Origin of the sequence: Leptolyngbya sp. FACHB-1624 (assembly GCF_047649235.1) — a bacterium.
GTDB lineage: Bacteria > Cyanobacteriota > Cyanobacteriia > Leptolyngbyales > Leptolyngbyaceae > Leptolyngbya > Leptolyngbya boryana.
The window spans coordinates 2,343,179-2,368,631 of sequence record NZ_CP180258.1 but is presented as its reverse complement, the minus strand read 5'-3'; the positions used below and the strand labels follow the sequence as shown (position 1 = coordinate 2,368,631).

Annotated in this window: 28 protein-coding genes; 23 read left to right on the top strand and 5 right to left on the bottom strand. The window is 46.3% G+C overall.

The window, feature by feature from the left end; genetic code table 11:
* The first annotated feature begins 41 nt into the window (after window positions 1-41).
* The 13 genes from ACMUEV_RS10955 (at window position 42) to ACMUEV_RS10895 (ending at window position 8,435) form a co-directional block, all read left to right on the top strand.
* Entirely contained in the window at window positions 42-2,387 is a 2,346-nt protein-coding gene (locus ACMUEV_RS10955; RefSeq protein ID WP_190653262.1) for an NACHT domain-containing protein, read from the top strand.
* 83 nt (window positions 2,388-2,470) lie between these two features.
* Window positions 2,471-2,956, top strand: a complete 486-nt coding sequence (locus ACMUEV_RS10950; protein ID WP_190653263.1) for an allophycocyanin — start codon at window positions 2,471-2,473, stop codon at window positions 2,954-2,956.
* Between the two features lie 139 nt (window positions 2,957-3,095).
* The gene (locus tag ACMUEV_RS10945; protein WP_190653264.1) at window positions 3,096-3,539 is read left to right on the top strand and encodes a response regulator; all 444 of its coding nucleotides are present in this window, start codon (window positions 3,096-3,098) and stop codon (window positions 3,537-3,539) included.
* A 96-nt stretch (window positions 3,540-3,635) separates the two neighbouring features.
* A complete protein-coding gene (locus tag ACMUEV_RS10940; RefSeq protein WP_190653265.1) occupies window positions 3,636-3,935 on the top strand; it encodes a P-II family nitrogen regulator in 300 nt (99 codons plus the stop codon).
* 156 nt (window positions 3,936-4,091) lie between these two features.
* The gene (locus ACMUEV_RS10935; protein WP_190653266.1) at window positions 4,092-4,493 is read left to right on the top strand and encodes a fasciclin domain-containing protein; all 402 of its coding nucleotides are present in this window, start codon (window positions 4,092-4,094) and stop codon (window positions 4,491-4,493) included.
* 212 nt (window positions 4,494-4,705) lie between these two features.
* A complete protein-coding gene (locus ACMUEV_RS10930; RefSeq protein ID WP_190653267.1) occupies window positions 4,706-4,903 on the top strand; it encodes an NblA/ycf18 family protein in 198 nt (65 codons plus the stop codon).
* A 16-nt stretch (window positions 4,904-4,919) separates the two neighbouring features.
* Entirely contained in the window at window positions 4,920-5,474 is a 555-nt protein-coding gene (locus ACMUEV_RS10925) for a pentapeptide repeat-containing protein (RefSeq protein ID WP_190653268.1), read from the top strand.
* Window positions 5,475-5,513: 39 nt separating this feature from the next.
* Window positions 5,514-5,975, top strand: coding sequence for an SRPBCC family protein (locus ACMUEV_RS10920; protein ID WP_190653269.1), 462 nt, complete (start codon window positions 5,514-5,516; stop codon window positions 5,973-5,975).
* Between the two features lie 63 nt (window positions 5,976-6,038).
* Entirely contained in the window at window positions 6,039-6,326 is a 288-nt protein-coding gene (locus ACMUEV_RS10915) for a pentapeptide repeat-containing protein (protein ID WP_190653270.1), read from the top strand.
* A 38-nt stretch (window positions 6,327-6,364) separates the two neighbouring features.
* Window positions 6,365-6,499 (top strand): hypothetical protein, encoded by a 135-nt coding sequence (locus ACMUEV_RS10910; protein ID WP_277880469.1) that lies wholly within the window; start codon window positions 6,365-6,367, stop codon window positions 6,497-6,499.
* 164 nt (window positions 6,500-6,663) lie between these two features.
* Window positions 6,664-6,870 carry a hypothetical protein gene (locus ACMUEV_RS10905; RefSeq protein ID WP_190653271.1) on the top strand — a complete coding sequence of 69 codons (207 nt, stop codon included), beginning with the start codon at window positions 6,664-6,666 and terminating at the stop codon, window positions 6,868-6,870.
* 459 nt (window positions 6,871-7,329) lie between these two features.
* The gene (locus ACMUEV_RS10900; protein WP_190653272.1) at window positions 7,330-8,028 is read left to right on the top strand and encodes a MotA/TolQ/ExbB proton channel family protein; all 699 of its coding nucleotides are present in this window, start codon (window positions 7,330-7,332) and stop codon (window positions 8,026-8,028) included.
* 2 nt (window positions 8,029-8,030) lie between these two features.
* Window positions 8,031-8,435 (top strand): ExbD/TolR family protein, encoded by a 405-nt coding sequence (locus tag ACMUEV_RS10895; RefSeq protein WP_190653273.1) that lies wholly within the window; start codon window positions 8,031-8,033, stop codon window positions 8,433-8,435.
* Between the two features lie 53 nt (window positions 8,436-8,488).
* Here the strand turns inward: ACMUEV_RS10895 and ACMUEV_RS10890 are convergent, their stop codons facing one another.
* Window positions 8,489-9,571 carry a hypothetical protein gene (locus ACMUEV_RS10890; RefSeq protein ID WP_190653274.1) on the bottom strand — a complete coding sequence of 361 codons (1,083 nt, stop codon included), beginning with the start codon at window positions 9,569-9,571 and terminating at the stop codon, window positions 8,489-8,491.
* Window positions 9,572-10,102: 531 nt separating this feature from the next.
* On the opposite strand from ACMUEV_RS10890, the gene pstS reads away from it, so the two are divergent.
* The 7 genes from pstS to recR all read left to right on the top strand — a co-directional run bounded on the left by pstS (window position 10,103) and on the right by recR (window position 17,270).
* Window positions 10,103-11,140, top strand: a complete 1,038-nt coding sequence (gene pstS / locus ACMUEV_RS10885; protein ID WP_017289068.1) for a phosphate ABC transporter substrate-binding protein PstS — start codon at window positions 10,103-10,105, stop codon at window positions 11,138-11,140.
* 189 nt (window positions 11,141-11,329) lie between these two features.
* Window positions 11,330-13,138, top strand: coding sequence for an iron uptake porin (locus ACMUEV_RS10880; protein WP_190653275.1), 1,809 nt, complete (start codon window positions 11,330-11,332; stop codon window positions 13,136-13,138).
* A gap of 87 nt (window positions 13,139-13,225) precedes the next feature.
* Window positions 13,226-14,188, top strand: a complete 963-nt coding sequence (gene pstC, locus ACMUEV_RS10875) for a phosphate ABC transporter permease subunit PstC (RefSeq protein ID WP_190653276.1) — start codon at window positions 13,226-13,228, stop codon at window positions 14,186-14,188.
* Between the two features lie 20 nt (window positions 14,189-14,208).
* Window positions 14,209-15,093 carry a phosphate ABC transporter permease PstA gene (gene pstA, locus ACMUEV_RS10870; protein ID WP_190653277.1) on the top strand — a complete coding sequence of 295 codons (885 nt, stop codon included), beginning with the start codon at window positions 14,209-14,211 and terminating at the stop codon, window positions 15,091-15,093.
* A gap of 21 nt (window positions 15,094-15,114) precedes the next feature.
* Window positions 15,115-15,906, top strand: a complete 792-nt coding sequence (pstB, locus tag ACMUEV_RS10865; protein WP_017289072.1) for a phosphate ABC transporter ATP-binding protein PstB — start codon at window positions 15,115-15,117, stop codon at window positions 15,904-15,906.
* A 369-nt stretch (window positions 15,907-16,275) separates the two neighbouring features.
* Window positions 16,276-16,626: a histidine triad nucleotide-binding protein gene (locus ACMUEV_RS10860; protein WP_190653278.1), complete on the top strand. Its 351-nt coding sequence runs from the start codon at window positions 16,276-16,278 to the stop codon at window positions 16,624-16,626.
* A 32-nt stretch (window positions 16,627-16,658) separates the two neighbouring features.
* Window positions 16,659-17,270, top strand: a complete 612-nt coding sequence (gene recR / locus ACMUEV_RS10855; protein ID WP_036046147.1) for a recombination mediator RecR — start codon at window positions 16,659-16,661, stop codon at window positions 17,268-17,270.
* A 132-nt stretch (window positions 17,271-17,402) separates the two neighbouring features.
* Here recR and gcvP read toward each other — a convergent pair whose 3' ends face one another.
* The 3 genes from gcvP to gcvT all read right to left on the bottom strand — a co-directional run bounded on the left by gcvP (window position 17,403) and on the right by gcvT (window position 22,122).
* A complete protein-coding gene (gcvP, locus tag ACMUEV_RS10850) occupies window positions 17,403-20,327 on the bottom strand; it encodes an aminomethyl-transferring glycine dehydrogenase (RefSeq protein WP_190653279.1) in 2,925 nt (974 codons plus the stop codon).
* A gap of 278 nt (window positions 20,328-20,605) precedes the next feature.
* Window positions 20,606-20,995: a glycine cleavage system protein GcvH gene (gene gcvH, locus ACMUEV_RS10845; RefSeq protein ID WP_017289076.1), complete on the bottom strand. Its 390-nt coding sequence runs from the start codon at window positions 20,993-20,995 to the stop codon at window positions 20,606-20,608.
* A 32-nt stretch (window positions 20,996-21,027) separates the two neighbouring features.
* Entirely contained in the window at window positions 21,028-22,122 is a 1,095-nt protein-coding gene (gcvT, locus tag ACMUEV_RS10840) for a glycine cleavage system aminomethyltransferase GcvT (RefSeq protein WP_190653280.1), read from the bottom strand.
* A gap of 199 nt (window positions 22,123-22,321) precedes the next feature.
* On the opposite strand from gcvT, the gene ACMUEV_RS10835 reads away from it, so the two are divergent.
* The 3 genes from ACMUEV_RS10835 to ACMUEV_RS10825 are packed head-to-tail and all read left to right on the top strand — an operon-like array spanning window position 22,322 to window position 24,541.
* The gene (locus ACMUEV_RS10835; protein WP_190653281.1) at window positions 22,322-23,617 is read left to right on the top strand and encodes a glucose-1-phosphate adenylyltransferase; all 1,296 of its coding nucleotides are present in this window, start codon (window positions 22,322-22,324) and stop codon (window positions 23,615-23,617) included.
* A gap of 19 nt (window positions 23,618-23,636) precedes the next feature.
* On the top strand, window positions 23,637-24,242 hold the full coding sequence (locus ACMUEV_RS10830; RefSeq protein WP_190653282.1) for an AAA family ATPase: 606 nt from the start codon (window positions 23,637-23,639) through the stop codon (window positions 24,240-24,242).
* Complete coding sequence (locus ACMUEV_RS10825) at window positions 24,242-24,541, top strand: hypothetical protein (RefSeq protein ID WP_017289080.1); 300 nt, start codon at window positions 24,242-24,244, stop codon at window positions 24,539-24,541. The genes ACMUEV_RS10830 and ACMUEV_RS10825 overlap by 1 nt, the downstream gene beginning before the upstream one ends.
* Here the strand turns inward: ACMUEV_RS10825 and ACMUEV_RS10820 are convergent.
* Window positions 24,519-25,424: a metal ABC transporter permease gene (locus ACMUEV_RS10820; RefSeq protein WP_190653283.1), complete on the bottom strand. Its 906-nt coding sequence runs from the start codon at window positions 25,422-25,424 to the stop codon at window positions 24,519-24,521. The genes ACMUEV_RS10825 and ACMUEV_RS10820 overlap by 23 nt on opposite strands.
* Window positions 25,425-25,453: the final 29 nt, after the last annotated feature.

Sequence of the window (25,453 nt, the reverse complement as noted above, 5' to 3'; positions counted from 1 at the left end):
GTAGAGGAATGCTTTGATTTTTAATATGAGCCTTTTATCTTATGGTCAAACGCTCACTTCAGGCATCGCCCACTGGTATTCAACAGGCTAAACGTGCGTTTGCTCTCAAAGGCTGGACGCAGGAAAATCTGGCAGGGGAAGTGAACTTAAAGACCCGTCAACCCATCTGGCGCTTTTTCACTGGGCAGCCCGTTGATCGCCAAATTTTTCTAGAAATTTGTTCGATTTTGGATTTAGATTGGCGCGAGATTGCACTTGATCCGCCTGTAGATTTTCCCGTACCTGGAGAACGAGCAAAAGCAGTTCCTCTCGATGTGGATAGTTTAGTCCAGCAAGTGCGATCGCAACATCGAGACACGATTCAAAATCAGTGCGGCATCTTGCAGTTACTTGATGTCAACCGTCCGGTGAGAATTGATGACATCTATGTCGATGTCAATATTTTAGAAGAAATTGCCAGCCAACAATGGTTCGAGATCGCTGAACTACAAAACATAGAACCGACTGACTTCGACCGTGTGGGCTTAGGAGACGTTGAGCAAAAGCAGATCCCAGGAATGCAGGCAGTCGAGACTTATTCAAAGCTGAGAGTTTTGGGAAAGCCAGGAGTCGGAAAAACCACTTTTTTGCAACATCTAGCGATTCAGTGCAATCGGGGAGAATTTGCTGCTGATCGAGTGCCGCTCTTTATGATGATGAGAGAGTTTGCAGAAGAATCTAGACACAGTGGCACTTTTAGCCTTTTTCATTATGTTTGCTCTTGCTTTGTCCCTTCTGGCATTTCAGACCCCGCCGTGATTGAAACATTGTTGCAATCGGGTCGAGTTTTGCTATTAATGGACGGTATTGATGAACTGCTGAATCAGGACAGTGCATCGGTTCTACGAGAAATTCGTCAATTCTCAGATAAGTATCATCGCAATCAGTTTGTTGTTTCCTGTCGGACAGCGGCTCAAAAGTTGCAACTTCGAGGCTTCACCGATGTTGAGATTGCACCGTTCACCCAAGCGCAAATCACAACATTCGCGCAAAAGTGGTTCGCCGTATTCAGCCGAACAACACCGCGATTAGCGCAGAGCGCAACTCCGAAGGAACCGCAGCAAAATCAGTCCGTTGAGTTTCTGCAGAAACTCGACCTACCGGAGAACTGGCAGTTTCGCCAACTGGTTGTTACTCCTTTGTTTCTGCACCTTGCCTGCTGGGTGTTTCATGGTCAAGAAAAATTTCCAACAAAGCGGACTGAATTTTACAAGCAAGGACTCGATCTGCTGCTGGGGAAGTGGGATGAAGCCAGAGGAGTCGAACGCGATGATGCTTACCGAGGCTTTTTACTACCTCAGAAGCTAAGATTACTGAGCCAATTAGCAGCAGTCACTTTTGAGCAGGGTCAGTACTTTTTTGAACAACGTATTATTGAACAGTACATCGGAGACTATCTACGAAACTTACCGAATGCGTCGTTAGAACCCGAAGAACTGCAACTTGAAAGCGAGGCGATGCTAAAAGCGATCGAGGCACAGCACGGACTCTTAATTGAACGAGCGCGAGGCATTTTTTCATTCTCCTACTTGGCGTTTCAAGAATACTTCACGGCTCGCAAAATTGTCGCGAGTCATAATCTGCGAGCATTAGAGCAAGCATTAGGAAGCTTGGTGAGCCACATTACCGATCCCCACTGGCGCGAAGTGTTCTTGTTAACGGCAGCGATGTTGCGAAGTGCAGATTCGCTCGTGCAGTTGATGAAACAACAAATTGATGCGTTAGTGGCTCAAGACCCCTATTTACAAGATTTCCTAATGTGGGTCAGCCAAAAATCCCAATCGATTCCAATCGAACCGAAAGTTGCAACCACGCGCGCATTTTACCTTGCACTTGCTCAAGCCCCCCATACAGCAGGACAGTTTGCCTTAGCAAGTACCCTAGATCAAGGCATGTTTTTAGATGCGGCATTAGAGAACTTGCTGCTGGAGTTTGCCACCGACCATAGCCAGGATTTTGCCTATATCAATGCGTGTAGTGAAGCGCTCAACAACATTCTGGTGATGGTTCTGGATGCTGGATTCTATAAATCTCTGCAGCAGTTGAGAGATCAGTTGCCCGCTCCAAGTCAAAATCGAGAACGGCTTCAGGACTGGTGGCAGACAAACTATCCGGCTTGGGTGACACAGTTGAAAAGCACAGTTGCGCATTATCGTAACATTCAGCATCCCTGGCAGTTTAGTCCTGAGCAACAGCAAGTCCTACAGCGTTACTACGATGCCAACCAACTTCTGATTGATTGCTTGAATAGTAACTGTGAAGTCACAGCCGCAATTCGACAAGAGATTGAAGCGACGTTGCTCTTGCCTCAGAAAGAGTTAGAGGATCGAGAATGGCAAGGAGAATGAATTGCATCGAAATCAAACAATTCATACATGAAATCAAACATCGCTCTGTCAATGTGGTTGTAAAACATTAGGGGAATGTAATCATGAGTGTGATTCAAAAATTAATCGTGAACGCAGACGCAGAGTGCCGCTATCTTACGCCAGGAGAAATGGATCAGATCAAAGGCTTTATGATGAGTAGCGATCGTCGATTACGCTTGGTCAAGACCTTAACCGAAAGCCGCGATCGCATTGTTAAAGAAGCCGCTCGACAATTGTTCCAGCGTCGTCCCAACTTAGTCTCTCCAGGTGGCAACGCCTATGGTGAGACCATGACCGCAACCTGCTTGCGAGATATGGATTACTACCTGCGCTTAATCACGTATAGTGTTGCTGCTGGAGAAACGACTCCGCTTGAGGAAATCGGATTGATTGGAGTGCGCCAGATGTACAATTCTCTTGGTACACCGCTTGAGGGCGTGGCTGAGGGTGTTCGTGCCATGAAAGCGATGACAACTTCACTTATGTCGGCAGAAGAAGCAAGTGAGGTTGGTACGTATTTTGACTATTTAGTTACTAGGCTTCAGTAAGCTAGAGTTTCATCTGTCCTTCGGCAGGACTTAGGTAACGATTTGTCTCGTAATCAATCAATTGAGTTAGAAAGTCAAGCAGCATTAATTTAGAAAGAACGTAGGAAGGCAACTCTGTTGTTTTACTGGGTCTATTGATATGTTGAACTTGAATAAACCTCTAAACCCTAAGCCCCTCAACGATGTCCAGATTCTTATTGTAGATAATGATCGGGACAATAGGGAACTCTATGCTTTTGTGCTTGAAGGCTGTGGTGCAGGAGTCATCACAGCAGGTTCAGTCCAAGATGGATTAGCTTTGCTGAATGGGTGGATACCTAAAGTTTTGATCTGTGAAATGAGATTTCTAGGTGAAAGTGTTTATCCACTGATTTGCCGAATTAGATATCTTGCGCGCAAGCATAGCAGAATGATTCCGATATTGATTATTTCAACCTGTTCTCGAACAGAATTTACTCAGCACTGGAGGTTAAAGACAGAAGCGTATTTACTCAAACCTGTGAGCCTCGATGATTTTGTAGATGAAGTTTGGAATCTGACTCAAGAGACGGAAATTACTTATCCACTCAACATTCAAAGTTGAGTACTGATGCAGAGAATCGGCAATGCATATTGTGCATTACTGAGTAGTAGGCTGAATTGATTGATACATTTAATCGATACTTTGGAGGAAAATGATATGTCTACTTCTTTAGCTCAAGGTGTCCTTGTCACGATTATTGGTGAAGCTGTCTTACAAGAGAGACTAATTCGTCTGTTATCAAAGCTAGGAGTATCCGGCTACACAATTATTCCAGCCCAAGGAGGAGGAAGCCATGGTAAACGCATGGGAGACATAGCAGGGTACAACACCAATATCGAACTCAAAACCATTGTCACTTTAGAAATTTCGGATCAACTGCTCGAAGACCTAAAGCAATATCAATCAACCCACGCTCTAATTGCATTTCGGCAAACCGTAGAAGGATTGTTTGATTAGATCTATCTTTGGAGAGATTCATCTGTTATGAGCTAAGAGATCGTTCACACAATACAGCTCAAGCAACAATTCCAACATGAAATCAAACACGGAGCTGACATACTCATGATTGTTAGCGTAATCAACGTTAACGAGTAACAAACGAAGGTGAAACTCATGGCTGATATTGTTGATACTGCTGTTAAAGCTGGTTCTTTTAGCACTCTAGCTGCTGCTCTCAAAGCTGCTGGTTTAATTGAGACGCTCAAAGGTAAGGGGCCATTTACAGTGTTTGCACCCACGGATGAGGCATTTGCTAAATTGCCAGCAGGAACAGTAGATGGATTGCTTAAAAACATTCCCCAACTCAAGAAAATCCTGACTTATCACGTCGTCTCCGGCAAAGTCATGGCGGCTGATGTAACTAAGCTGAAGTCAGCGAAGACAGTTCAAGGTTCAGATGTAAAGATTGATGCCTCAAATGGGGTTCAAATCAATGACTCTCATGTGACAACCCCCGATGTAGCGGCGGATAATGGAGTCATTCACATCATTGATACGGTACTTATGCCTGCATAAGTTAAGTAGCTGAGGAGTGGATCTCTAGATTCGTTCTCTAGAGGTAAGCTACAATAGATGAATTACTTTAGCTCTCACCCTTGTCTCTACAGAACCGGGTGGGAGTTTTCTATCAGTTGAATCACGCTAGATCCACAGCTTCATTTTGTCTAGTTCGTGATTTTCCATCAGGTTCGCAATTTTTATCTTCACTAGGATTATCAGAGGTCAATATGGATTCATCGATCGGACTCACTCTAGAGCAAGAATTCAACCTCAGAGAATTCGCAGATCAAGCTCATCAGATGTCCCGTGAGCAGGCTCAAGAATTTCTGATTGTACAGTATCGACTCATGTTAGTTCAGAAAACGATGTATCTAGGGCTTCTCAAGCAGGAATGGAAATTGGAACTCAATCCCACCAATATTTAAACTCAGGAGAAACATAATGAATGCTCAAGAGATTGTAGAACTCTATGCAACAGGACAACGAGATTTTAGCCATGTTAAACTGCTTCAAGTCTGCCTAACAGATGCCAAGCTGATTGGAGCTAAGCTGATTGGGGCTGAGTTGGTTAGAGCGAATCTGCGTGGAGCAGATCTCACTGATGCTCACCTTAACCAAGCAAAACTCAATCAAGCAAATCTAGCCGATGCCGCAATGATTCAAGCTTGCTTGATTCATGCAGACCTGAGTGGGGCAGACCTAAGTGGGGCGAATTTGACTCATGCAGATTTGAGCGGTGCAGATCTCAGTGAAGCTAAGCTAGGTGGGGCAAATTTGCGGAAAGCAGACTTGAGCAAGGCAGATCTAAGCGGTGCTGATTTACGAGGCGCAAATTTGACTGGAGCCGATTTGAGAGAGTCAGATTTGAGTGATGCAGACCTCAACGGCGCGCATTTGAGTGAAGCGAATCTAACGGGAGCAACAATTCAAGGAGCCAATCTCGACCATGCAGGGTTCAGTAAAACGATCATGCCTGATGGCAGCATTCATGACTAGCTTAAGGAATGCTCATGAACAATGATGGGTGTGACAATCATGCTTGAACGTAGTGTAGAAGTAGATGTGAGATGTTCCGTAGAACAGGTTTACGGTCTATGGGCAAATTTAGAAAACGTTCCTCGCTGGATGCCACTTGTCAAAAGAGTCAGTCGATTACCTGGGGATCAAGAACTCTGGCATTGGACGTTTGGTTTAGGCTTTCCGCTTCTGACTGAGTGGACTTCGCGCATTACTCAACGCATTCCTTTGCGTTTAATTGTTTGGCAATCAGTTTCTGGACTCTCAAACCGAGGTTCTGCCGAATTCTTTCCAAGCGATCGTGGTTGCCGCTTACGGCTGACGATCGCTTTCGACTTACCAGGAGGAATTGTAGGAGCTTTATTAGAGAGAGTTGGTGTGGATCGCTGGTTAGAAACTAATCTAATAGAAAGCTTAAATCAGTTTCAGTCGCAAATTGAAGCAGAAGTAATTCGACAGACTGTTCAATCAGGTGGCTAGAAAAGCTATTAAGCTCTACAATAGAGATACAGCGATCGCGCTACACGTCGCGAGGCGACCAAGATGAATGCTAATGAAGTCCTCAAACGATACGCAGACGGACAAAGGAATTTCAGAACAGAAGATTTGAAAAACTTGAACTTTGTGAAAGCAAATTTAAGCGGAGTTGATTTTACCGGAGCAAATTTGGCTGGATCAGACTTGAGCAGTTCAGACCTAAGCTATACAAACCTAAACTGGGCAACTTTGAAAGGAGCTAACCTTAGCGGAGCAAACTTAAAAGGCGCAAAACTGCCCAATGGCAGTATACACAACGACTTTTTGGAATCTGCTAATTACTTAGGTACTTAGTCTACTGAAGGCGAGAACTCTTAATGGGAGGAAGGGACATGGCGAAAGAGAAAAAAGGCAATAGAGAGGCTAAGAAACCAAAAGCAGAGTCTCAAGGTACTAAGAAACAGAAAAAAGACCCGAAAAGATATGACGGGAACACAACCGGATTATTTGGAAATTTGAAAAAGTAGAATCTGATTCTATTTTCCGCTTTTCTAACAAGCCAGAGTAAATGGTTTCTAGCTTCCACTGCTGATTCAGCAATAAGTCGGTGGAAGCTTTTTTATTCCAATTTATAATTCCAAAGTTCAAGATTTTATCTTTTTCACGATCGCATTAGAAAGCAGTTTTTAATATGTCTATTTCAACCAATACTTCCCTAAGAGTTCAGCCCCAAGAAAATTTTAACCTCAGCAGTCAAACTACGTTCGATCGTAGTGCAACGAGCCAGCATCTCTGTCCTTGCTGTTCCTATATTCTGCTTCGCCATGTCAGACTAGATGGAGTGTACTGGCGATGTAGTCATTGCCATGCAGAAATGGCAGTTTGGTGTAGTGCGTAGCTGGAAATAAGCACTTGAACAGCATCCTGATTAAGGCTAAAAAAAGCTGCTCAAAAGCTGGAGATTGTTGAAGGGTTCCATGAAGCAATTTTGACAGGTGTGGGGCAACTCTTCAACGCTAGCACGCACCATTCGCATAATTTGAACCCAGATTCCATCGAACTTCATTTGAGCAGTATTTTCCCATCTCTACACCTGTAATCCTGTAGAGTGTATTCGCTATATTCCTGTTCTTCAATTGATTTGCAAGCAGCTAGTTAAGTCGATGGCTTAGAGGCAAGCAATTAAGAGTCATTCAACGCCTTAATTGAAAATTCGGCTGTTCCTTACCTTCCCTTAACCATTTTTCAACGTTATTTCCGCTATTCTCAACGTTGGTGCATTATGCGTTGATATCCTTCCTCTCAGTACTTCATTGACTGTTAATTCGTTTGTTCTTTTGAGCGGTTCTGCCAAACTATGTCTAATTTGTACGAAGTTGTAGCGAAAGGGGGACCATTGATGCTTCCCCTCGTTGGTTTATCGGTTGCCTCTTTTGCATGTGCCTTCGATCGTGCAGTATTCTGGTTTCAAGTGCTCAGAACCGAAGACCGAGTCGCACATCATATCTTAGACGCAGCACAATATAGCTTGACCGATGCTCGAATGATTGCGGAGAAAGCCAGTTCACAACCGATTGGACGCTTCATGTTAGCGGCTCTAAAACTCAACCAGCCCAACCCAGAAACTTTCCGATTGGCACTGGAAACGGCGGGTGATGAAGAATTTGCCAAAATGCGCAGAGGCGACAAGATGTTGGAAACAGCCGTCGCGATCGCGCCCCTGCTCGGATTGCTAGGGACTGTAACAGGTCTGATGTTGACCTTTGCCAACTTGAACGTAGGCGGCGCAACGCTCGGAGCAGAACAAACCACCAAAGCGGCAGCCGGAATCGCTGAAGCACTCACAACCACGGCTTGCGGTATGGTCGTCGCAATCATCGCGTTGGCACTTCTAAGAGTCTCTGTCACTCTGCAATCTCAGCAGATGGAGTATTTCTCTAAAATCGGTGGCGAGTTAGAACTGATTTATCGCCAAGTTTGGTACGAACCTTGGACAAATGAATTAGCGAAAGCAGGATCGTCTCAGTTATCTTCTGAACTCTCTGTCGGGAGCTAGGCATGAAATTTAACAAATACCAGCAAAGCCAAATTCCAGAGGTGAATCTCGTTCCGATGATGGACGTGATTATGACGATTCTGACGTTTTTCATCCTGGTATCGATGACGTTAACCAGTTCCAAATCTGTGGACGCAACGCTCCCCAGTACCGATAAAGGAGTCAACAATAAACCTGCTCCTGATCCGCTGATCATTGGAATGACACGGGCAGGACAAACAGAAATTAACAATGCAACCGTCACAGAAACGCAGATTGCAGAACAGGTTGCAGCTTATTTTCAAAGAAATCCACAGGGCGCGATCGTGCTCAAAGCTGATAAGTCGCTTGCTTACGAAAAAGTGGTTCAAACTCTGGGAACGCTGCGAGATGTCGGAGGCGATCGCGTTTCTTTAGCGATCGAGTAGAGAGAGCAGAATAGATATTTTGATCGGGACATTTAGCATGTCCCGATTTTTTCTTAGCTTTTCGGATCTTTGAGCCAAGTCACAATGATCGTTCCAGTTTGATCTTTCGTGGGGATCAAATTTAAGTAGAACGTAGTACTTCCTTTCTTTAAGCGATACAAGTTACCGCCGCCATACTGACCTTGTTCTGAAATCTCAAAGAAACCTGATAGTCCAGCCGCAGACATGGATTGATAGAAGTTCGTCGGATTTTGACCTTGTGCTAGCTTCGGTGTTCCATCAATTCCGGGGCGCAAGTCTGGAATCGCTCCCTGCTGCAACTCTGCCTCACTCACAATGTTATAGAACATCTGCGGTTGAGCAAAGTTTTCCGGTGAAGCAGTGTTCACAGGATTATCTGAGCGATCGGCTTCTACTAAGAGATCCGCCAAAATTTGGTAGTACTCTTCAGGCGGACTCACTGATTCCTTCAAGGTTGCGAGATCAGTCACCTTTTGTTCAGAGAGCAAAATTACTGTTGTAGGAGCGTCAGCAAATAAGCTGAGAAACAGCGTTTGACCATTTTTAGCCGTCACGGTGTAGATCTTTGCGTTCGCGTTCTCTTCAGCTAAGGTAACAGTGAATCCTTTTGCTTTGGGTTGCGATTGATAAAAGGCTGCTACTGTTGGTAAATTTGCAGTCGCAATCCGGCAATTCTCACCTAACCCTTTGCCAAAACAATCCGGAGTAGAGGGTTGATAATGCGGGAAATCGACAAACGAGGTTGCCCCACCACTGGCAGGATTGGCAACTTGACCTTTTTCAGGAGGTGCTTCTTGCGATCGCGCCGCTTCGGGCTTGGGTGGTTCTGGTTTGATCACAACCGGATTTGCCGCAGGGCGATTGATTTTAGGCAAACTGGGTTTATTGGGATTTGCAATCTTCGCTTTATTTTGTGCCTTCACTTTTGTTGTCGGAAGCTGCGTAATTTTAACGGGTGCTTCCTTATTTTCAGGCGGCTTTGGTTTTTCCTGCGGGAATGGAGCAAACAATAAGAGAGCGTGCATTCCAAGTGCTGCTAAAAGCATCGGTCGAATGAAGGCACGCGCTGGAGCAGGGATCGCTGGCATAACAGGCATTGAGAGAGTTTTAGTCATGGGATTCAGTCAGATTGAACGTCAACACAAGAAATCGATTGAGAAGAAATCGATCGAGAAAAAGTTACAGTGAGGAAGGCTCCAGCTATTTTGCAATTCCTCAATGTGGCTTGAAATTTCTAGCCGTCTACATAAACCTGAACTCTTACATGCCGAGCTAAAAAGCTCCAGAACATTTCAGTTGTGATCACTTAAATATTTCTTGAATTTCAGAATGTTGTCATCATCTTCATCGTTTGTGAATACAGATGAGCATTTCTGTTTTCTGGAATACAGGGAGGTAGGCTACACCTTATCTGTACCAATATACATCCCAAGGTGGATTTGTAGCGATAACTTTACTGAGACATTTAGTACATCGCATGTGTAAAGAATCTATTTCACTAGCATTCCAATTTGGTTAACCTAAGATTTAACCAAATTTAACCAATTATTATTTTTTCGTTTGTCTTCACTTAACTACTAGAGTTGTAGGGTGTTCAGTGTTACCTAAATTGATGCACCACAGTCTTTGCTCAAGGACACAACACAATGGCACTCTCGACAGCTTTTCGCCGCGCTGCTACTGCGTCTGTAGTAACCATTGCGCTCACGCTTACTCCAGTTTTGACCGCGATCGCCGAAGCCGTCACACTCAATGGAGCTGGCGCAACTTTCCCGGCACTCCTGTATGAACGGTATATTTCCGAATTTAAGAAGAAGAATCCTGGCGCGACGGTCAACTACCAAGCAATCGGAAGCGGCGGTGGAATTCGCCAAACGATCGCAGGCGTTGTAGACTTCGGCGGTAGTGATGCGGCGATGACCGATGACGATATGAAGAAGGTCGATCGCGGCGTGATTTTAGTCCCGACAGCAGGTGGTTCTGTCGTGCCCATCTTCAATCTTCCTGGGGTTTCTAACCTTAAACTTGGTCGCGAAGTGCTACCGGACATTTTTTCAGGTCGGATCACCCGTTGGAATGACCCAAGAATTGCGAAAGATAATCCGGGTGTGAATCTACCTAACTCCGACATTAAGACCGTTGTTCGTGCCGATGGGAGTGGGACAACGTTTGTGTTTGTAAACCACCTCAGTGCAGTCAATCCGTACTTCAGAGGGCGTGTGGGCGTGGGAACAGCCCCCAAATGGACGACAAATCCGTTGAAAGGGCGGGGCAATGCAGGGGTTGCCTCTACTGTTCAGAAAACGTCGGGATCGATTGGCTATGTTGAGCAATCTTATGCTGAGAAAAATAAGCTGAACGTTGCTCAGGTGCAAACGAAGCGGGGGGAATGGTTGTCTCCGTCACTAGCAGAGACCAACAAAGCCATTGCATCCTTGAAACTCCCGGATAATTTTCGGGTGTTTGATGGAGATCCAGACGCAGGATATCCGATTACAGGGCTGACCTGGATGATGATCTATCGCCGCTATGACAACCCTGAAAAAGCAGCAGCCGTGAAAAAGTGGGTTGAATGGGTTCTTACAGAAGGTCAAGAACTCAATGATGACCTGAATTTTGCTCGAATTGCACCGAGTGATGTGCAACGGATTTTGCAAGTAGTCAGAAACGAAGTCAAGCCCTAGTTTCTAAAAATTCCTCCTCACACTTTTACATTGTTTCTTCACGCCTTGTGAGCTGACACGATCGAAGTTGAGCGATCGAGATAAAGGAACCGTGCCGTTAGAGTTGCTTTTCATTTTCGATGCTAAATTTCGAGTCGCGTCGGCTCTTTCTTCAATTTTCATTCATTCTTGCGATGTGAGGACTATCAAATGTTACGAACAGTTTGGCATTCCCTTGTGTTATTGCCTGGGTTATTTTCTATCTTTGCGATCGCGGCTGTTGCTGAAACTTCGCCTGCATTAACGCAAGTCGAAACTTCAGTCAATCAGCTTGCAAGCGAAGCCCAACCTTCACAGCTTGCTGGTCAGGTTACTTCGGTTTCTCAACTTTCTGATGTTCGCCCGACAGACTGGGCATTTCAAGCGTTACAGTCTCTCGTTGAGCGGTATGGTTGTATTGCAGGCTATCCCGATCGTACCTATCGGGGCAATCGTGCTTTAACGCGCTACGAATTTGCAGCAGGTTTGAATGCTTGTCTCGATCGCGTCAATGAATTGATTGCAGCAGCAACCACTGATTTAGTGAAGCGAGAAGATTTAGCAACCCTGCAAAAGCTCCAAGAAGAGTTTGCAGCAGAGTTAGCAACGCTGCGGGGCATGGTGGATAGTTTAGAGGCACGAACCACTACGCTAGAAAAACAGCAATTCTCCACGACTACTAAGCTAACCGGGGAAGTCATTTTCTCGGCAGCGCAAGCGTTCGGAGATGAAAGAGCGATCAACTCTGATCAACAACGAATCATTGATGCAGCAGCAACGCCCGCAGCACGGGAAACAGCAACTACAGCCGCGATTGGAGCAGGATCAGCGCGAAATGTACAAGAGAATCTAACCCTGTCTAGTCGGGTGCGAATTGCTTTTGATACCAGCTTCAATGGTCGCGATCGCTTAAGAACTCAACTGCAAGCCCGGAATATTCCCTCTTTTGCAGGTGCAGTCACCAACACAAACATGGCTCGTTTGGGCTATGACGGTAGCAATGACAACAGTGTTTCATTGCGTCGCCTAGAGTATCGTTTCCCACTCGGAGATCAAACCACGGTCTTTGTTGGAACGGGAACGGGTGACGGGTTAGAATTCAACGATTCTATTCCGACCCTCAGTCCTTTTGAATCCAGTGGTTCTGGTGCAATTTCCCGCTTTGGTCGCTTTAACCCAATCTACCGTGCTGGTAGCGGAACGGGTGTGATTGTAAACCATCGCTTAGGGCGAGAATTTACCGTTGGCAATCGGTTTACCTTGTCTTTAGGTTATTTAGTCCCCACTGGAGATGCACAAGATCCAAGCCTCGATCGAGGTTTATTTAGTGGCAACTATGCAGCGATCGGGCAGTTAGTCTATCAACCGACCCCTAATTTTGGACTTGGCTTTACCTATGTAAATGCCTACTACACAGCGGGTTCGGGCATCTCAGGTAGCACAGGCAGTGGCTTTGCTAACAATCCATTTGGTAGCACAGGTAACATTAACGGCGCGGGGAATATTCCAACCACTACAAATCAATTCGGACTCCAAGCAAATATCCGGTTGAATCCTGGCTTAACATTAGCAGGCTGGGCAGGTTATACCGATGCGAAGGCAAATCGCCGAGTCAACACGATTTCTGGTCAAGGAACCGCTCTCAATCCAGCGGTTCAGGATGGAGATAATGCTTCTATCTGGAACTGGTCAGTAGGACTTGGGTTCCCTGATCTCTTCAAAGAAGGGAATTTTGGCGGATTAATCTTTGGGATGCCGCCGAAAGTGACGAGTAGTGATTATGGCCCGACCACAGGAACGGGCGTGATTCGTCGCCGTCGCGATCGCGATACTTCTTATCACTTGGAAGCATTCTACCGCTATCGCTTGAATGACAATATCGCCATCACACCGGGTGTTCTGGTGATCTTTAATCCAGAGCACAATTCGGCAAACGATACGCTCTTGATTGGTACCATTCGTACCACATTTACCTTCTAAATCTACCCTTGGGGTACTTCAGATCTGTGAGTGCCCCTTTTCCTTGCCTTGCTGCTGTTTCCCAATCCCAATTGCCACCCAATTGTTATGAGTTCTTCGCTTTCTTCACGATCTCCATCTCCATCACCTTCGATCACGGATGGAAATACAGCATGGCTTGATCGGGGCTTTGCTTGGGTGCTCCAGGCTGTTGCATTAGCCTCGATCGGAGTATTGCTGTGGATGGGTTGGGTGATTTTTAAGTCTGCTGCTCCCGCAATTCAGGCATTTGGGTTGGGATTTTTATCGCGTCAGGAATGGGATGTCAATCAGCTTCAATTTGGTGCTCTGACTTACATTTACGGAACTCTTGTGAGTTCTTTTATTGCACTCTTATTTGCGGTTCCAGTTGGCATTACCGTTGCCATTGTGACGAGTGAGAAATTCTTACCTGCGGTAGTGCGATCGCTGTTAGGATTTCTAGTCGAACTGATTTCTTCAATCCCTAGTGTCATTATTGGTTTTTGGGGAATCTTTGTCTTGATTCCATTTATGAAACCGATTCAACTCTGGCTGCATCAGCAATTCGGTTGGATTCCGTTCTTTAGTACTGAAACCTTTGGACCAAGTTTACTCGTTGCCGGAACGATTCTGGCAGTGATGATCTTACCCACGATCGCAGCAATTAGCCGAGATGTGATGACAAGCATTCCGCAAGAGTTAAGAACTGCTTCGATGTCACTCGGTGCAACGCGGTGGGAAATGATTTTCACCATTCTCTTACCTGCGAGTGCTTCAGGAATTGTCGGAGCCGTCATTTTAGCGTTGGGTCGGGCGTTAGGCGAAACGATGGCTGTAACGATGGTAATTGGGAATTCGGATCAAGTTAGCTTATCGTTGCTAGATGCAAGTAATACGATTCCTGCAATTTTAGCAAACCAATTTCCCGAAGCGTTAGATGAATTACATATCGGCGCATTGATGTACTTAGCATTGATTTTATTTGCATTAACGTTAATCGTTAATATCATCGCAACCGTATTGGTAAAAATCGTAAGCTTCAAGCGTTAGTCTTTTATTGATTTTGATCAATGTCAAGTTTTTTTGATCGGCAACTTACAAAGCCATTATCGGTTGATCGTCGTTTGTTCAGTCATGGGATGAGCGCAATCGCAGTTCTGCTCACCGCACTCGCGTTACTTCCGCTTTTGTCAATTTTGTTTGAAATTCTCCGTCAAGGCTTACCCAATTTGCGATGGGAAGTGTTGACGAATCTTCCTGCTCCAGTGGGGGAAGCAGGTGTCGTAAGCGGATTTGCTAATGCGATTCAAGGTACAGTCCTCATGGTTGGACTTGCCGCGATGATGAGTATTCCGTTTGGTATTCTCACGGCTATCTATCTCGTTGAAATTGGACGTGGAAATACCATTGCTCAGATTGTTCGATTTGTGATGTCAATCTTGAGTGCAGTTCCCTCGATCGTAGTTGGTGTTTTTGCTTATGCAGTGATTGTACTTTCTACGATTTTGGAATATCGCGGTTTTTCTGCATTAGCGGGTGCATTCGCATTAGCCGTGATTATGCTACCCATCATTGTTTTGTCAACCGAAGAAGCATTAAAGCTAGTTCCAACTCAGCAGCGTTTAGCTTCCGCCGCATTGGGTGCTAACTCGATTCAAACAACCTTCAAAGTTGTATTGAAAGCGGCATTACCTAGTATTACGACTGGCGTTTTATTAGCGATCGCTCGTGTTTCGGGTGAGACTGCTCCCTTGCTATTTACTGCACTATTCAGCCAGAACTGGGTCGAGCAGGCTTTGAACCCAACGCCATCGCTATCCGTGATGATTTACAACTATGCAAGCTCAGCCTTTCCTGAGCAAAATCAGTTAGCGTGGTCAGCATCAGTTGTGCTTTTAGGAATTGTCATTCTTACCAATTTACTTTCCCGATTGATCACTCGTCGCCATCAATAATTCATGAAACCCGATCCCACTATGCAATTTGCTTCTCAAGCAACCGATTTAGCTCTCTGTGTCAAAGATTTAGCCGTTTACTATGGCACTCGCAAAGCAATAGAAGGTGTGTCGATCGACATCCCTTCTGCACAGGTAACCGCGATCATTGGTCCTTCGGGCTGCGGTAAATCTACATTTATCAAAACACTGAATCGCATTGGTGAGCTTGAGAGCAATATGCGTATCGAAGGGACGATTCAGTTTTTTGGGCAAGATATCTATAGTAACCGGGTGAATCTCAATCGCTTGCGGCGGCAAATTGGCATGGTCTTTCAGAAACCGAACCCGTTTCCAATGAGCATTTACGATAACGTTGCTTATGGAATTCGCGTGTTTAGTCGTCCTTCCCGCTCAATGTTGGATGAAATGGTAGAATCTGCCCTCAAAAGTGCAGCGCTGTGGAATGAAGTCAAAGATCATTTGAACAAGTCAGCCTTAAGCTTGTCAGGTGGGCAACAGCAGAGGCTTTGTATTGCCAGGGCACTAGCTATCAAACCCAGAGTCCTACTCATGGATGAGCCATGTTCGGCGCTCGACCCGATCACAACAATGAAGATTGAAGAACTGATCCAGGAATTGCGGGAACAATTCACGATCGTGATTGTGACGCACAACATGCAGCAAGCCGCACGGATCAGCGATCGCACCGCATTCTTTAGTACCGATGAAAGTCAAATCGGACAATTAATCGAAGTTGATGCAACCAGTAAAGTATTTAGTGCAGCAACCGATGTCCGCACCCGCAATTATGTCGAGGGTCGCTTTGGTTAGACAATTTTGGGCATCATACTGCTTGAAGCGGTAGGTAGATAGGAGCAATGAACTTGAAGATAGTTGCTGCGTTTGCGTCTCGCCCTGAACTGGAAGTTCGGGCTAACAGTGCGAAGTGGGTTGAAACCCACTGAAGAAGACGTTGCGATTGGCTGTTAGTCCAGTTTAGTGGACTTCGCACGGGTAGCCCCGAATTCATTCCGGGGCGAGTCAGCAACGAAGCGAGAGGACTCGCCCCGGAATGATGTTTAATCATGCCCATCTACTTATTTTCTTCGAGTCTAAGAATTCATAACGATTCCCCAAACTGCATTTTGGTCGAGTCTTTCCTGACATACAATAATCAGCGAACCACTTTTAATTGCTGTTATGAGCGACTCGAACGACACAATCTTCGGCAAGATCATTCGTAAAGAAATTCCTGCCGATATTGTCTACGAAGACGACCTAGCCCTCGCCTTTCGCGATGTGAACCCCCAAGCCCCAGTTCATATCCTGGTCATTCCCAAACAACCGATCGCGAAACTTGCCGATGCCGAATCCCAGGATCATGCCCTGATGGGACATCTCCTTCTCACCGTTAAACGGGTCGCCGAACAACAAGGACTCAGCAACGGTTATCGAGTTGTCATCAATACAGGTGAAGATGGCGGACAAACCGTGTATCATATGCACCTGCATCTTCTGGGCGGTCGATCGATGAGTTGGCCTCCCGGATAGTAGCGGTTTACGCTACGATCGAATCCAGCGCAATCGGAGGAAGGACAACGGTTTACACACGCCCTTTAGCTCGTCTCATCGAGCAACTTCAACACCTCCCAGGTGTCGGCCCTAAATCAGCCCAACGTCTCGCACTACACATCCTTAAACGCCCCGAAGAAGAAGTAAAAGCTTTGGCAATGGCGTTGATGGAAGCAAAGCTGCAAGTTGGGTTCTGTTCTGTTTGCGGTCATTTGTCGGCTGAACCCGTTTGTGAGATTTGTCGATCGCCCCAACGCGATGCGAAAACCATTTGTGTTGTGGCAGAGTCTCGTGATGTGATCGCGCTTGAGAAAACGCGGGAATATCGCGGGAAATATCATGTTTTAGGAGGGCTGATTTCCCCGATCGATGGCATTGGCCCTGAGCAACTCAACATTAAGCAACTCGTTCGGCGCGTCAGTCAGCAAAAAGTCGAAGAAGTCATTATCGCCATCAGTCCGAGCGTAGAAGGTGAGACGACAACTCTATATGTTGGAAGCTTGCTAAAACCTTTTACTCGTGTGACGCGGATTGCCTTCGGGCTGCCAATGGGTGGAGATTTGGAATATGCAGACGAAGTAACCCTGGCGCGTGCCTTAGAAGGTCGGCGCGTTCTAGATTAAGACGATTGCTGAGCAGACATCGATCGCACAGGAATCTCTTACTATTTTCAGAATCGTCTCTAGCAATACTGCCTGAAGTAGAGATGGGTCAATGACCTATCTCTACTCAAGTTTTTGCACTATCTTGCCGATTTATTCATACGCATCCATCGGCAAACAAGAACAGACCAAATTGCGATCGCCAAAGGCATTATCAATTCGTCCAACGGCTGGATAGAATTTGTTTGCTTTTGTCCATGCCGTCGGGAAAATTGCCTCTTGCCGTGGATAAGGACGATCCCAAGTCTCAGACGTGAGATCTGCAACTGTGTGAGGTGCATTCTTCAAGAGATTGTTCGTGCGATCGACATTGCCATTCTCAATGGCTCGAATCTCTTCTCGAATCGCAATCATGGCATCACAGAAGCGATCGAGTTCCGCTTTCGATTCACTCTCAGTCGGCTCAACCATGACCGTTCCTGCCACAGGCCAAGAAACCGTTGGCGGATGGAAGCCATAATCGATCAAGCGTTTTGCAATGTCATCGACTTCGATATCTGCATTTTTCTTGAATTCACGCAGATCGAGAATACATTCATGCGCGACCCAGCCATTCTTGCCCTTGTACAACACGGGATAATGTCCTTCCAGGCGTTTAGCAATATAGTTCGCGCTCAGAATGGCAATCTCAGTGGCTTCGGTCAAGCCTTGACCGCCCATCATCGCAATGTACATCCACGAAATCGGCAAAATGCTAGCACTGCCCCAAGGCGCGGCTGACACGGCTCCAATTCCCGATTCTCCGCTCGTTGCCACAACCGAATGATTCGGCAAGAACGGAACAAGATGCGAAGCGACTCCAATAGGGCCAACTCCAGGGCCGCCACCTCCATGCGGAATACAGAAGGTTTTGTGCAAGTTCAAATGGCACACATCTGCACCAAAATCACCGGGACGACACAAGCCGACTTGAGCATTCATGTTTGCGCCATCCATGTAGACTTGCCCCCCGTTCTCGTGCACGATCGCGCAAATCTCTCGAATGCCTTCTTCAAACACACCATGCGTTGAAGGATAAGTCACCATCAAGGCTGCTAGATTCTCTCGATGCTGTTCAGCTTTTGCTTTGAGATCTGCAATGTCGATGTTGCCTTCGTGATCACATGCGATCGCAACAACTTTCATCCCTGCCATGACTGCACTCGCTGGATTCGTGCCATGAGCAGATTGAGGAATCAAACAGATCGTGCGATGAGTATCACCCCGACTTTGATGATACTGACGGATAACGAGCAAGCCAGCATACTCACCTTGAGAGCCTGCATTCGGTTGCAATGAAATGCCTGCAAATCCGGTAATTTCAGACAGCCAGGATTCGAGCTGTTGGAACAACGTTTGATAGCCTTGAGTTTGATTCGTCGGTGCAAAAGGATGAATCTGTCCGAACTCTGGCCAAGTGATCGGAATCATTTCAGCAGTTGCATTTAACTTCATCGTGCAAGAGCCGAGCGGAATCATCGCAGACGTAAGAGAGAGATCTCTCGACTGCAAGCGATACATGTATCGCAGAAGTTCCGTCTCCGATCGATAAGCCGAAAAAGTTGGATGAGTCAGATATTTGGAAGTCCGAATAAACGCAGATGGAATTTGAGGATCAGGAATCGCAGGCAGCGATCGACCTGCAAAACAACCGACTAAATCGAGTAAATCCGCTTGAGACGTGGTTTCATCGATCGAGATACCCACAGTGTCGGCATCAATCTTGCGTAAGTTGATCCCTTTCTGCAACGCACGCGCCAGAACAGCATCCGCATCACATTCGACTTTGAGCGTGTCAAAGTAAGGCTCAGTTCCAAGCTTGAGTCCGAGTTTTTGCAGCGCGATCGCTAATTGTGCAGTTAAACGATGAACGCGATCGGCAATTTTTCTCAAGCCTTCTGCACCGTGATACACCGCATACATGCCCGCAATCACGGCAAGTAAAACTTGAGCGGTACAAATATTGCTCGTTGCTTTGTCTCGGCGAATATGCTGCTCGCGAGTTTGCAGCGCCAGTCTCAAAGCAGGCTGACCATTACGATCTTTAGAAACACCAACTAATCTTCCAGGCAATTGGCGTTTGTAAACTTCTTTCGTCGCAAAGTAAGCCGCATGAGGGCCACCATACCCGAGCGGAACTCCAAATCGTTGAGTATTTCCGATCGCAATATCGGCTCCAAATTCTCCCGGTGCTTTTAGTAAGGTCAAACTCAACAGATCAGCCGCAACCGTCACTAATGCGCCCGCTTGATGAGCACGATCGACAAATTCCGAATAGTCATAAATCGCGCCATCGGTTGCGGGATATTGCAGCAATGCCCCAAAGATCGGAGTGTCAAATTCAAAGGTTCGGTGATCGCCGACGATTACTTCGATTCCAAGTGGCAATGCACGAGTTTGAATCACTTCGATCGTCTGAGGATGACATGCTTCTGACACCCAGAACGTCTTCGCTTTATTTTTCACAATGCCATAGCTCATGGACATCGCTTCTGCTGCTGCTGTGCCTTCATCTAGAAGTGACGCATTCGCAATTTCCAAGCCTGTTAGATCCATGATCATGGTTTGGAAATTCAGCAGCGCTTCGAGCCGCCCTTGAGAAATTTCGGGCTGATACGGCGTGTATTGCGTATACCAACCTGGATTTTCGAGAATATTGCGCTGAATGACAGGAGGCGTAATGCAATTCGAGTAGCCCATGCCAATCAACGATCGCAGCACTTGATTTTTCGACGCGATCGCTTTGAGTTCCTTCAAAAGCTCATATTCACTCCGACCCGATCGAATTTGTAGCGGACGCTGAATTCGGATGCTTTTTGGCACAGCTTGCTCGATTAGATCGGAAATCGAGTTTAATCCCAATACCGCGAGCATTGCTCGAATTTCTTCACCTCGCACCCCGATATGTCGATCGACAAAACGATCGGTATAAGTCAATTCAGGAGTCGAAACAGTGGATTCTGAAGGTTCGGACGAATCGAAATCGAGCGAGCGAGCGTAGTCGGACAATGCGGACACGGACACTGTGGGTTCAGACATAGATTACGAATCGTTTAGAGTGACAAAAGCAGGTTCGATTCTAAGTCAATTTTCGGAGCCGCAAATGTTTGAGAAAACTCAAAATCTGAAGCTCAGACAGATTAACCTAGCCTAAATGAGGCTTTAAAACTGAAATTCCAAACCATCAAGCACGTTGAACGTTCAAGATATCAAAATTTGTTAGACACATTCTGCAACAATTAACCCGCCAGCGGAACTAGCGGGTGTAAAGCTACAGTGAAATTGCCATGTAGATTTCGGAAATTACTGAGAAATTTTCAAGCACCCTCAACCTGAGCACGGTATTCATCGGCTGACATCGCATCGTCAATCTCAGTCGAATCGCTGATTTGCACCTTGATCAGCCATCCGTCTGTATAGGGAGCGTCTACCAATTTCTCTGGCGAATCCATCATTTCTGTATTTGCCTCTAGCACGGTTCCGCTTACCGGAGATTTCAAATCTTCCACCGCTTTCACGGATTCCACGGTGCCAAAATTCTCGCCTTTTTGAACCTCAGTTCCAGGTTCTGGCAATTCCAAAAACACAATATCGCCAAGCTGATCGATCGCGAATGCGGTGATCCCGATCGTGGCAGTGTCGCCATCGAGCTGGACATATTCGTGAGAGTCTGTATATTTCAGTGTGTCAGGATATTCAAATGCCATGATGTCTAAACGTATCGAAGATTTTTCTTATTCTATTTGCTTGCGCGGTAGAACGGACGCTTCACCACGATCGCGGGATAGTTCTTCCCTCGAATGCCAATTTCGACTGTTTGCCCAGGTTTCGACAATTCAGTCGGAACATATCCAAGCGCGATCGCTTGTCCGACCGTCGGTGCTAACGTCCCACTGGTGACAATTCCAACCTCTTTCCCTTCAAAGAAAATCGGATAGTCATGTCGCGCAATATTTCGTCCTTGCATTTGTAATCCGACTAAGCGCTTTTTCACGCCGTTTTGTTTTTGCTCTTCGAGGACGGATCGCCCGATAAAATCACCCTTGGTATCGAGATGCACAAGCCAACCAAGCCCCGCTTCTAAGGGCGTTGTTGTCTCGTTAATATCTTGTCCGTATAACGCCATTGCCGCTTCTAATCGCAATGTGTCCCGCGATCCCAACCCGCAAGGAGTCACGCCGGAATTTAACAACGATCGCCAAAGTGCGATCGCGGCTTCTGGTGCGAGCATCACTTCAAATCCATCTTCTCCGGTATATCCGGTACGCGCTAAGAAGGCAGGCTGCCCTAAAACATGCGCTTCTAAATGCCCAAAGGCTTTCACCCCTGACAAATCTTGATCGACGATCTCGCTTAAATATTCGACTGCCTTCTTCCCTTGCACTGCGATTAAAGCTTGAGTCTCTGAGAGATCTTGAAACTCGATCCCACTCAGATGAGCCAGCATCCAATCGCGATCTTTCTGAGTCGTTGCGGCATTCACAATCACGACCCAGCGATCGTCGCCTTGAAAATAGAAAATCAAATCATCAATGATCCCGCCTTGCGGATTTAGCAAGACTGTATATTGAGCTTGTCCCGGCTGAAGGCGACTCAGATCCGATGGCACAAGTTTTTGGATTTGTGTCAAAACATCCCGACCGCTCAGCGTGAATTTACCCATATGCGAAATATCAAACATGCCTGCTTGCGATCGCACAGCCTGATGTTCCTGAGTAATTCCGCCAAATTGGACGGGCATTTCCCATCCCGAAAAACCCGTCATCCGGGCATTGAGTTCGATCGCTAATTCATACAACGGAGTTCGACGCAAAGCTTCCAAAGGCTGACTCACAAAAAACTCAACACAGATATTCTAAACGTAGCGTTACTCCTGAACTCAGGGGTTTGAATGTATTCTAGAATGCAAATATCTACGGATTCGAGAATATTGATCCCTGATTTCAATTTCTCTGCCTCAAACCTCTTGTCAACTTTGCCATACAGACAGAAACTAATGGTGGGAGTCGAAGTGGAAGTGCGAGGTTATTTTTGTGAAAAAAGTTTTAGCTATTATTTTAGGAGGGGGTGCTGGAACCCGTCTGTATCCATTAACCAAGCAGCGGGCGAAGCCAGCCGTCCCATTAGCCGGAAAATATCGACTCATTGATATTCCAGTCAGTAACTGTATCAATTCTGAGATCTTTAAGATCTATGTTCTGACGCAATTCAATTCGGCTTCTCTCAACCGCCACTTAGCTCGCGCTTACAATTTTTCAGGGTTCAGTGAAGGATTTGTTGAAGTCCTCGCCGCTCAGCAAACTGCCGAAAATCCTAACTGGTTCCAAGGAACTGCGGACGCGGTTCGCCAATATATTTGGCTGTTTCAAGAATGGGACATTGATGAATATGTGATTCTGTCGGGCGATCACTTGTATCGCATGGACTATCGCGAATTCGTTCAGCGTCACCGCGAAACTGGAGCGGATATTACGCTTTCAGTTGTGCCGATGGATGAGGCACGCGCTTCTGATTTTGGTTTGATGAAGATCGATGATTCTGGACGAGTTGTAGACTTTAGCGAGAAGCCGAAAGGCGATGCGTTGAAAGCCATGCAGGTTGATACGACCGTTTTAGGATTGTCGCCTGAAGAAGCAAAACAAAGTCCCTACATTGCTTCAATGGGGATCTATGTCTTCAAGAAAGAAGTTCTCGAAAAATTATTGAGAGAAGCCCCGAATCAAACTGATTTTGGAAAGGAAATCATCCCCAGTTCGGCAAGTACTTACAACGTTCAAGCCTACCTGTTTAACGACTATTGGGAAGACATCGGAACGATTCAAGCGTTCTACGAATCGAATTTGGCGTTAACCCAGCAACCCTATCCGCCTTTCAGTTTCTACGACGAGACGGCTCCGATCTATACTCGTCAACGCTTCTTGCCACCGAGCAAATTCCTCGATTCTCAAATTACCGAATCGATAGTCGGTGAAGGCTGCATCCTGAAAAATTGCCGAGTGCATCATTCGGTGTTGGGTGTGCGATCGAGAATTGAAGCAGGCTCGATCATTGAAGATTCGCTGATTATGGGAGCGGACTTCTACCAAGGTAATACTGAGCGCAAATCCGGTGCGGATTGTGATAGTCCAAATGTACCGCTAGGAATTGGTTCAGACACGATTATTCGTCGTGCCATTATCGATAAGAATGCTCACATTGGATGTAACGTCCAAATTGTGAACAAAGACCATGTGCAGGACGCCGATCGAGAAAATCTCGGTTTCTATATTCGCAGTGGGATTGTTGTGACGTTGAAAAATGCGGTGATTCCCGACGGAACGATTATCTAAACCGATTCGATTAGTGCTAATGATTGGACTGCCAGGGAGCGGGAAATCGACTCTGGCAGATTCTTTATTGGCAGATGAATCGTTGCCTTCCGAATTGTTGTGCTCTCGCGAATGGAATTTGCAGGACACTCATACAAGAAGGTTAATCTCCACCGATGCTATTCGCGCTCAACTGTTCGGAGATGAGGCGATTCAAGGCAGTTGGCTGAAAATCTGGCTCGAAGTGCGATCGCAATTTCAACAAGCAGCAAGTGCGATCGCAGCCGACGAACTCGAATTTGCGATCTACGATGCCACCAATGCTGTGCGGAAACAACGCCGAGCCGCGATCGCACTCGCACGAAAAGCTGGATTCACACACATCACTGGAATTTGGATCAATCCAACGATCGAGATTTGTCTAGAGCGAAATCGACTGCGATCGCGCCAAGTTCCAGAAGAAGTCATTCACCGCATGGCTCGCCGATTATACGGAGCACCACCATCCGTAGAAGAAGGATTAGATTGTTTGATTGAAACTGAAAGCCCGACTACTCCCCACCCCCTACTCCCCACTTTTTCTGATCCCGAAAGCAACTTTCCAAGTCATAATGAACAGAGCGTTAACTCACCGCACGCAACATAATGGACGCTTTTGAACCGACTCCGCCGACTTGGACAACTTCGGCAGTGCATTCTTTCTCTTTTGCTTGTCCAACCTGTCATAAGTCTTCCAAGGAAGCGAATGGAGTTTGGATCAATCGTCGTGCTCCAGTATTCACCGAAGACTATCGCAAAAAATGGCAGGAGTTCTATCATTGCCAATGCGGTCAGGTCTGGTGGGCATGGAGTAGCGATCGCCCACCGAGCGAACTTGGAGAACGCGAACGGGATGAACCTCGCCGCCGCCGTTTTGATTCGTTTAACCCTTTTGACGATTTCTAGGCATTAAGCTTTTAATCTCGCGCAGTAACGGAATCGATTGTCGGGCTGTCGATCGCGGTTGTGTGAGAACTCCATGTCGAGGACTCAACAGAAACGCAAGGAAAAACAATGCCGATGCGACCATCACGATCGCGGCTCCCGATGGCAAATTGTAGAAATAGCTTAAATACATGCCGCTAATGCTGGAGAAAATCCCGATCGCGGCTCCAACGATCATGACGTGGTGCAATCGCTTGACTAACAAATAGGCAGTTGCACCTGGAGTAATGAGCAACGATAAAACCAGAATGACACCTACAGCTTTCATGCTGGCAACGATCGTTAATGCAATCAAGACCATCAAACCCAAATTCAGCAAATTGGTCGGAAGCCCTGCTGCTTGTGCGCCTAAGGCATCAAAAGTATAGAAAAGAAGTTCTTTATAAAAGAGCACCACGATCGCTAAAATCACCGCAGCAATAATCGCAGTGTCTCGCACATCGCCTGTTGTCACACCCAAAATATTGCCAAATAGAAAATGATTCAAATCGATTTTGTTATCTTTTTGAATCACCGTAATTAACGTAATTCCAAGTGCAAAAAACGCACTGAAGACAATGCCCATGGCGGCATCTTCTTTAATCGGCGATCGCGTGCGAATCCAAGCAATAATCAAGGTACTGAGAACGCCTGCGATGAATGCGCCCACAAAAATATTGAATCCAAACAGAAATGCGATCGCGAGTCCTGGCAAAACCGAGTGACTAATCGCATCGCCTAAGAGGGCTAAGCGTTGAACAATCAAATAGCTCCCAACGATCGCGCAAATCAATCCGACCAAGATAGCGATAATCAGCGATCGCTGCATAAATCCATATTGCAACGGCTCAATGAGGGCTTCCATAGTTAAGGGTTGTGGATTAAATAACTCCG

What these genes read in the sequence shown, in the direction of transcription:
- ACMUEV_RS10955 (WP_190653262.1), top strand. Translation starts at nt 42, where the DNA reads ATGGTCAAACGCTCACTTCAGGCATCGCCCACTGGTATTCAACAGGCT.
- ACMUEV_RS10950 (WP_190653263.1), top strand. Translation starts at nt 2,471, where the DNA reads ATGAGTGTGATTCAAAAATTAATCGTGAACGCAGACGCAGAGTGCCGC.
- ACMUEV_RS10945 (WP_190653264.1), top strand. Translation starts at nt 3,096, where the DNA reads ATGTTGAACTTGAATAAACCTCTAAACCCTAAGCCCCTCAACGATGTC.
- ACMUEV_RS10940 (WP_190653265.1), top strand. Translation starts at nt 3,636, where the DNA reads ATGTCTACTTCTTTAGCTCAAGGTGTCCTTGTCACGATTATTGGTGAA.
- ACMUEV_RS10935 (WP_190653266.1), top strand. Translation starts at nt 4,092, where the DNA reads ATGGCTGATATTGTTGATACTGCTGTTAAAGCTGGTTCTTTTAGCACT.
- ACMUEV_RS10930 (WP_190653267.1), top strand. Translation starts at nt 4,706, where the DNA reads ATGGATTCATCGATCGGACTCACTCTAGAGCAAGAATTCAACCTCAGA.
- ACMUEV_RS10925 (WP_190653268.1), top strand. Translation starts at nt 4,920, where the DNA reads ATGAATGCTCAAGAGATTGTAGAACTCTATGCAACAGGACAACGAGAT.
- ACMUEV_RS10920 (WP_190653269.1), top strand. Translation starts at nt 5,514, where the DNA reads ATGCTTGAACGTAGTGTAGAAGTAGATGTGAGATGTTCCGTAGAACAG.
- ACMUEV_RS10915 (WP_190653270.1), top strand. Translation starts at nt 6,039, where the DNA reads ATGAATGCTAATGAAGTCCTCAAACGATACGCAGACGGACAAAGGAAT.
- ACMUEV_RS10910 (WP_277880469.1), top strand. Translation starts at nt 6,365, where the DNA reads ATGGCGAAAGAGAAAAAAGGCAATAGAGAGGCTAAGAAACCAAAAGCA.
- ACMUEV_RS10905 (WP_190653271.1), top strand. Translation starts at nt 6,664, where the DNA reads ATGTCTATTTCAACCAATACTTCCCTAAGAGTTCAGCCCCAAGAAAAT.
- ACMUEV_RS10900 (WP_190653272.1), top strand. Translation starts at nt 7,330, where the DNA reads ATGTCTAATTTGTACGAAGTTGTAGCGAAAGGGGGACCATTGATGCTT.
- ACMUEV_RS10895 (WP_190653273.1), top strand. Translation starts at nt 8,031, where the DNA reads ATGAAATTTAACAAATACCAGCAAAGCCAAATTCCAGAGGTGAATCTC.
- ACMUEV_RS10890 (WP_190653274.1), bottom strand. Translation starts at nt 9,571, where the DNA reads ATGACTAAAACTCTCTCAATGCCTGTTATGCCAGCGATCCCTGCTCCA.
- pstS (WP_017289068.1), top strand. Translation starts at nt 10,103, where the DNA reads ATGGCACTCTCGACAGCTTTTCGCCGCGCTGCTACTGCGTCTGTAGTA.
- ACMUEV_RS10880 (WP_190653275.1), top strand. Translation starts at nt 11,330, where the DNA reads ATGTTACGAACAGTTTGGCATTCCCTTGTGTTATTGCCTGGGTTATTT.
- pstC (WP_190653276.1), top strand. Translation starts at nt 13,226, where the DNA reads ATGAGTTCTTCGCTTTCTTCACGATCTCCATCTCCATCACCTTCGATC.
- pstA (WP_190653277.1), top strand. Translation starts at nt 14,209, where the DNA reads ATGTCAAGTTTTTTTGATCGGCAACTTACAAAGCCATTATCGGTTGAT.
- pstB (WP_017289072.1), top strand. Translation starts at nt 15,115, where the DNA reads ATGCAATTTGCTTCTCAAGCAACCGATTTAGCTCTCTGTGTCAAAGAT.
- ACMUEV_RS10860 (WP_190653278.1), top strand. Translation starts at nt 16,276, where the DNA reads ATGAGCGACTCGAACGACACAATCTTCGGCAAGATCATTCGTAAAGAA.
- gcvP (WP_190653279.1), bottom strand. Translation starts at nt 20,327, where the DNA reads ATGTCTGAACCCACAGTGTCCGTGTCCGCATTGTCCGACTACGCTCGC.
- gcvH (WP_017289076.1), bottom strand. Translation starts at nt 20,995, where the DNA reads ATGGCATTTGAATATCCTGACACACTGAAATATACAGACTCTCACGAA.
- ACMUEV_RS10830 (WP_190653282.1), top strand. Translation starts at nt 23,637, where the DNA reads ATGATTGGACTGCCAGGGAGCGGGAAATCGACTCTGGCAGATTCTTTA.
- ACMUEV_RS10825 (WP_017289080.1), top strand. Translation starts at nt 24,242, where the DNA reads ATGGACGCTTTTGAACCGACTCCGCCGACTTGGACAACTTCGGCAGTG.
- ACMUEV_RS10820 (WP_190653283.1), bottom strand. Translation starts at nt 25,424, where the DNA reads ATGGAAGCCCTCATTGAGCCGTTGCAATATGGATTTATGCAGCGATCG.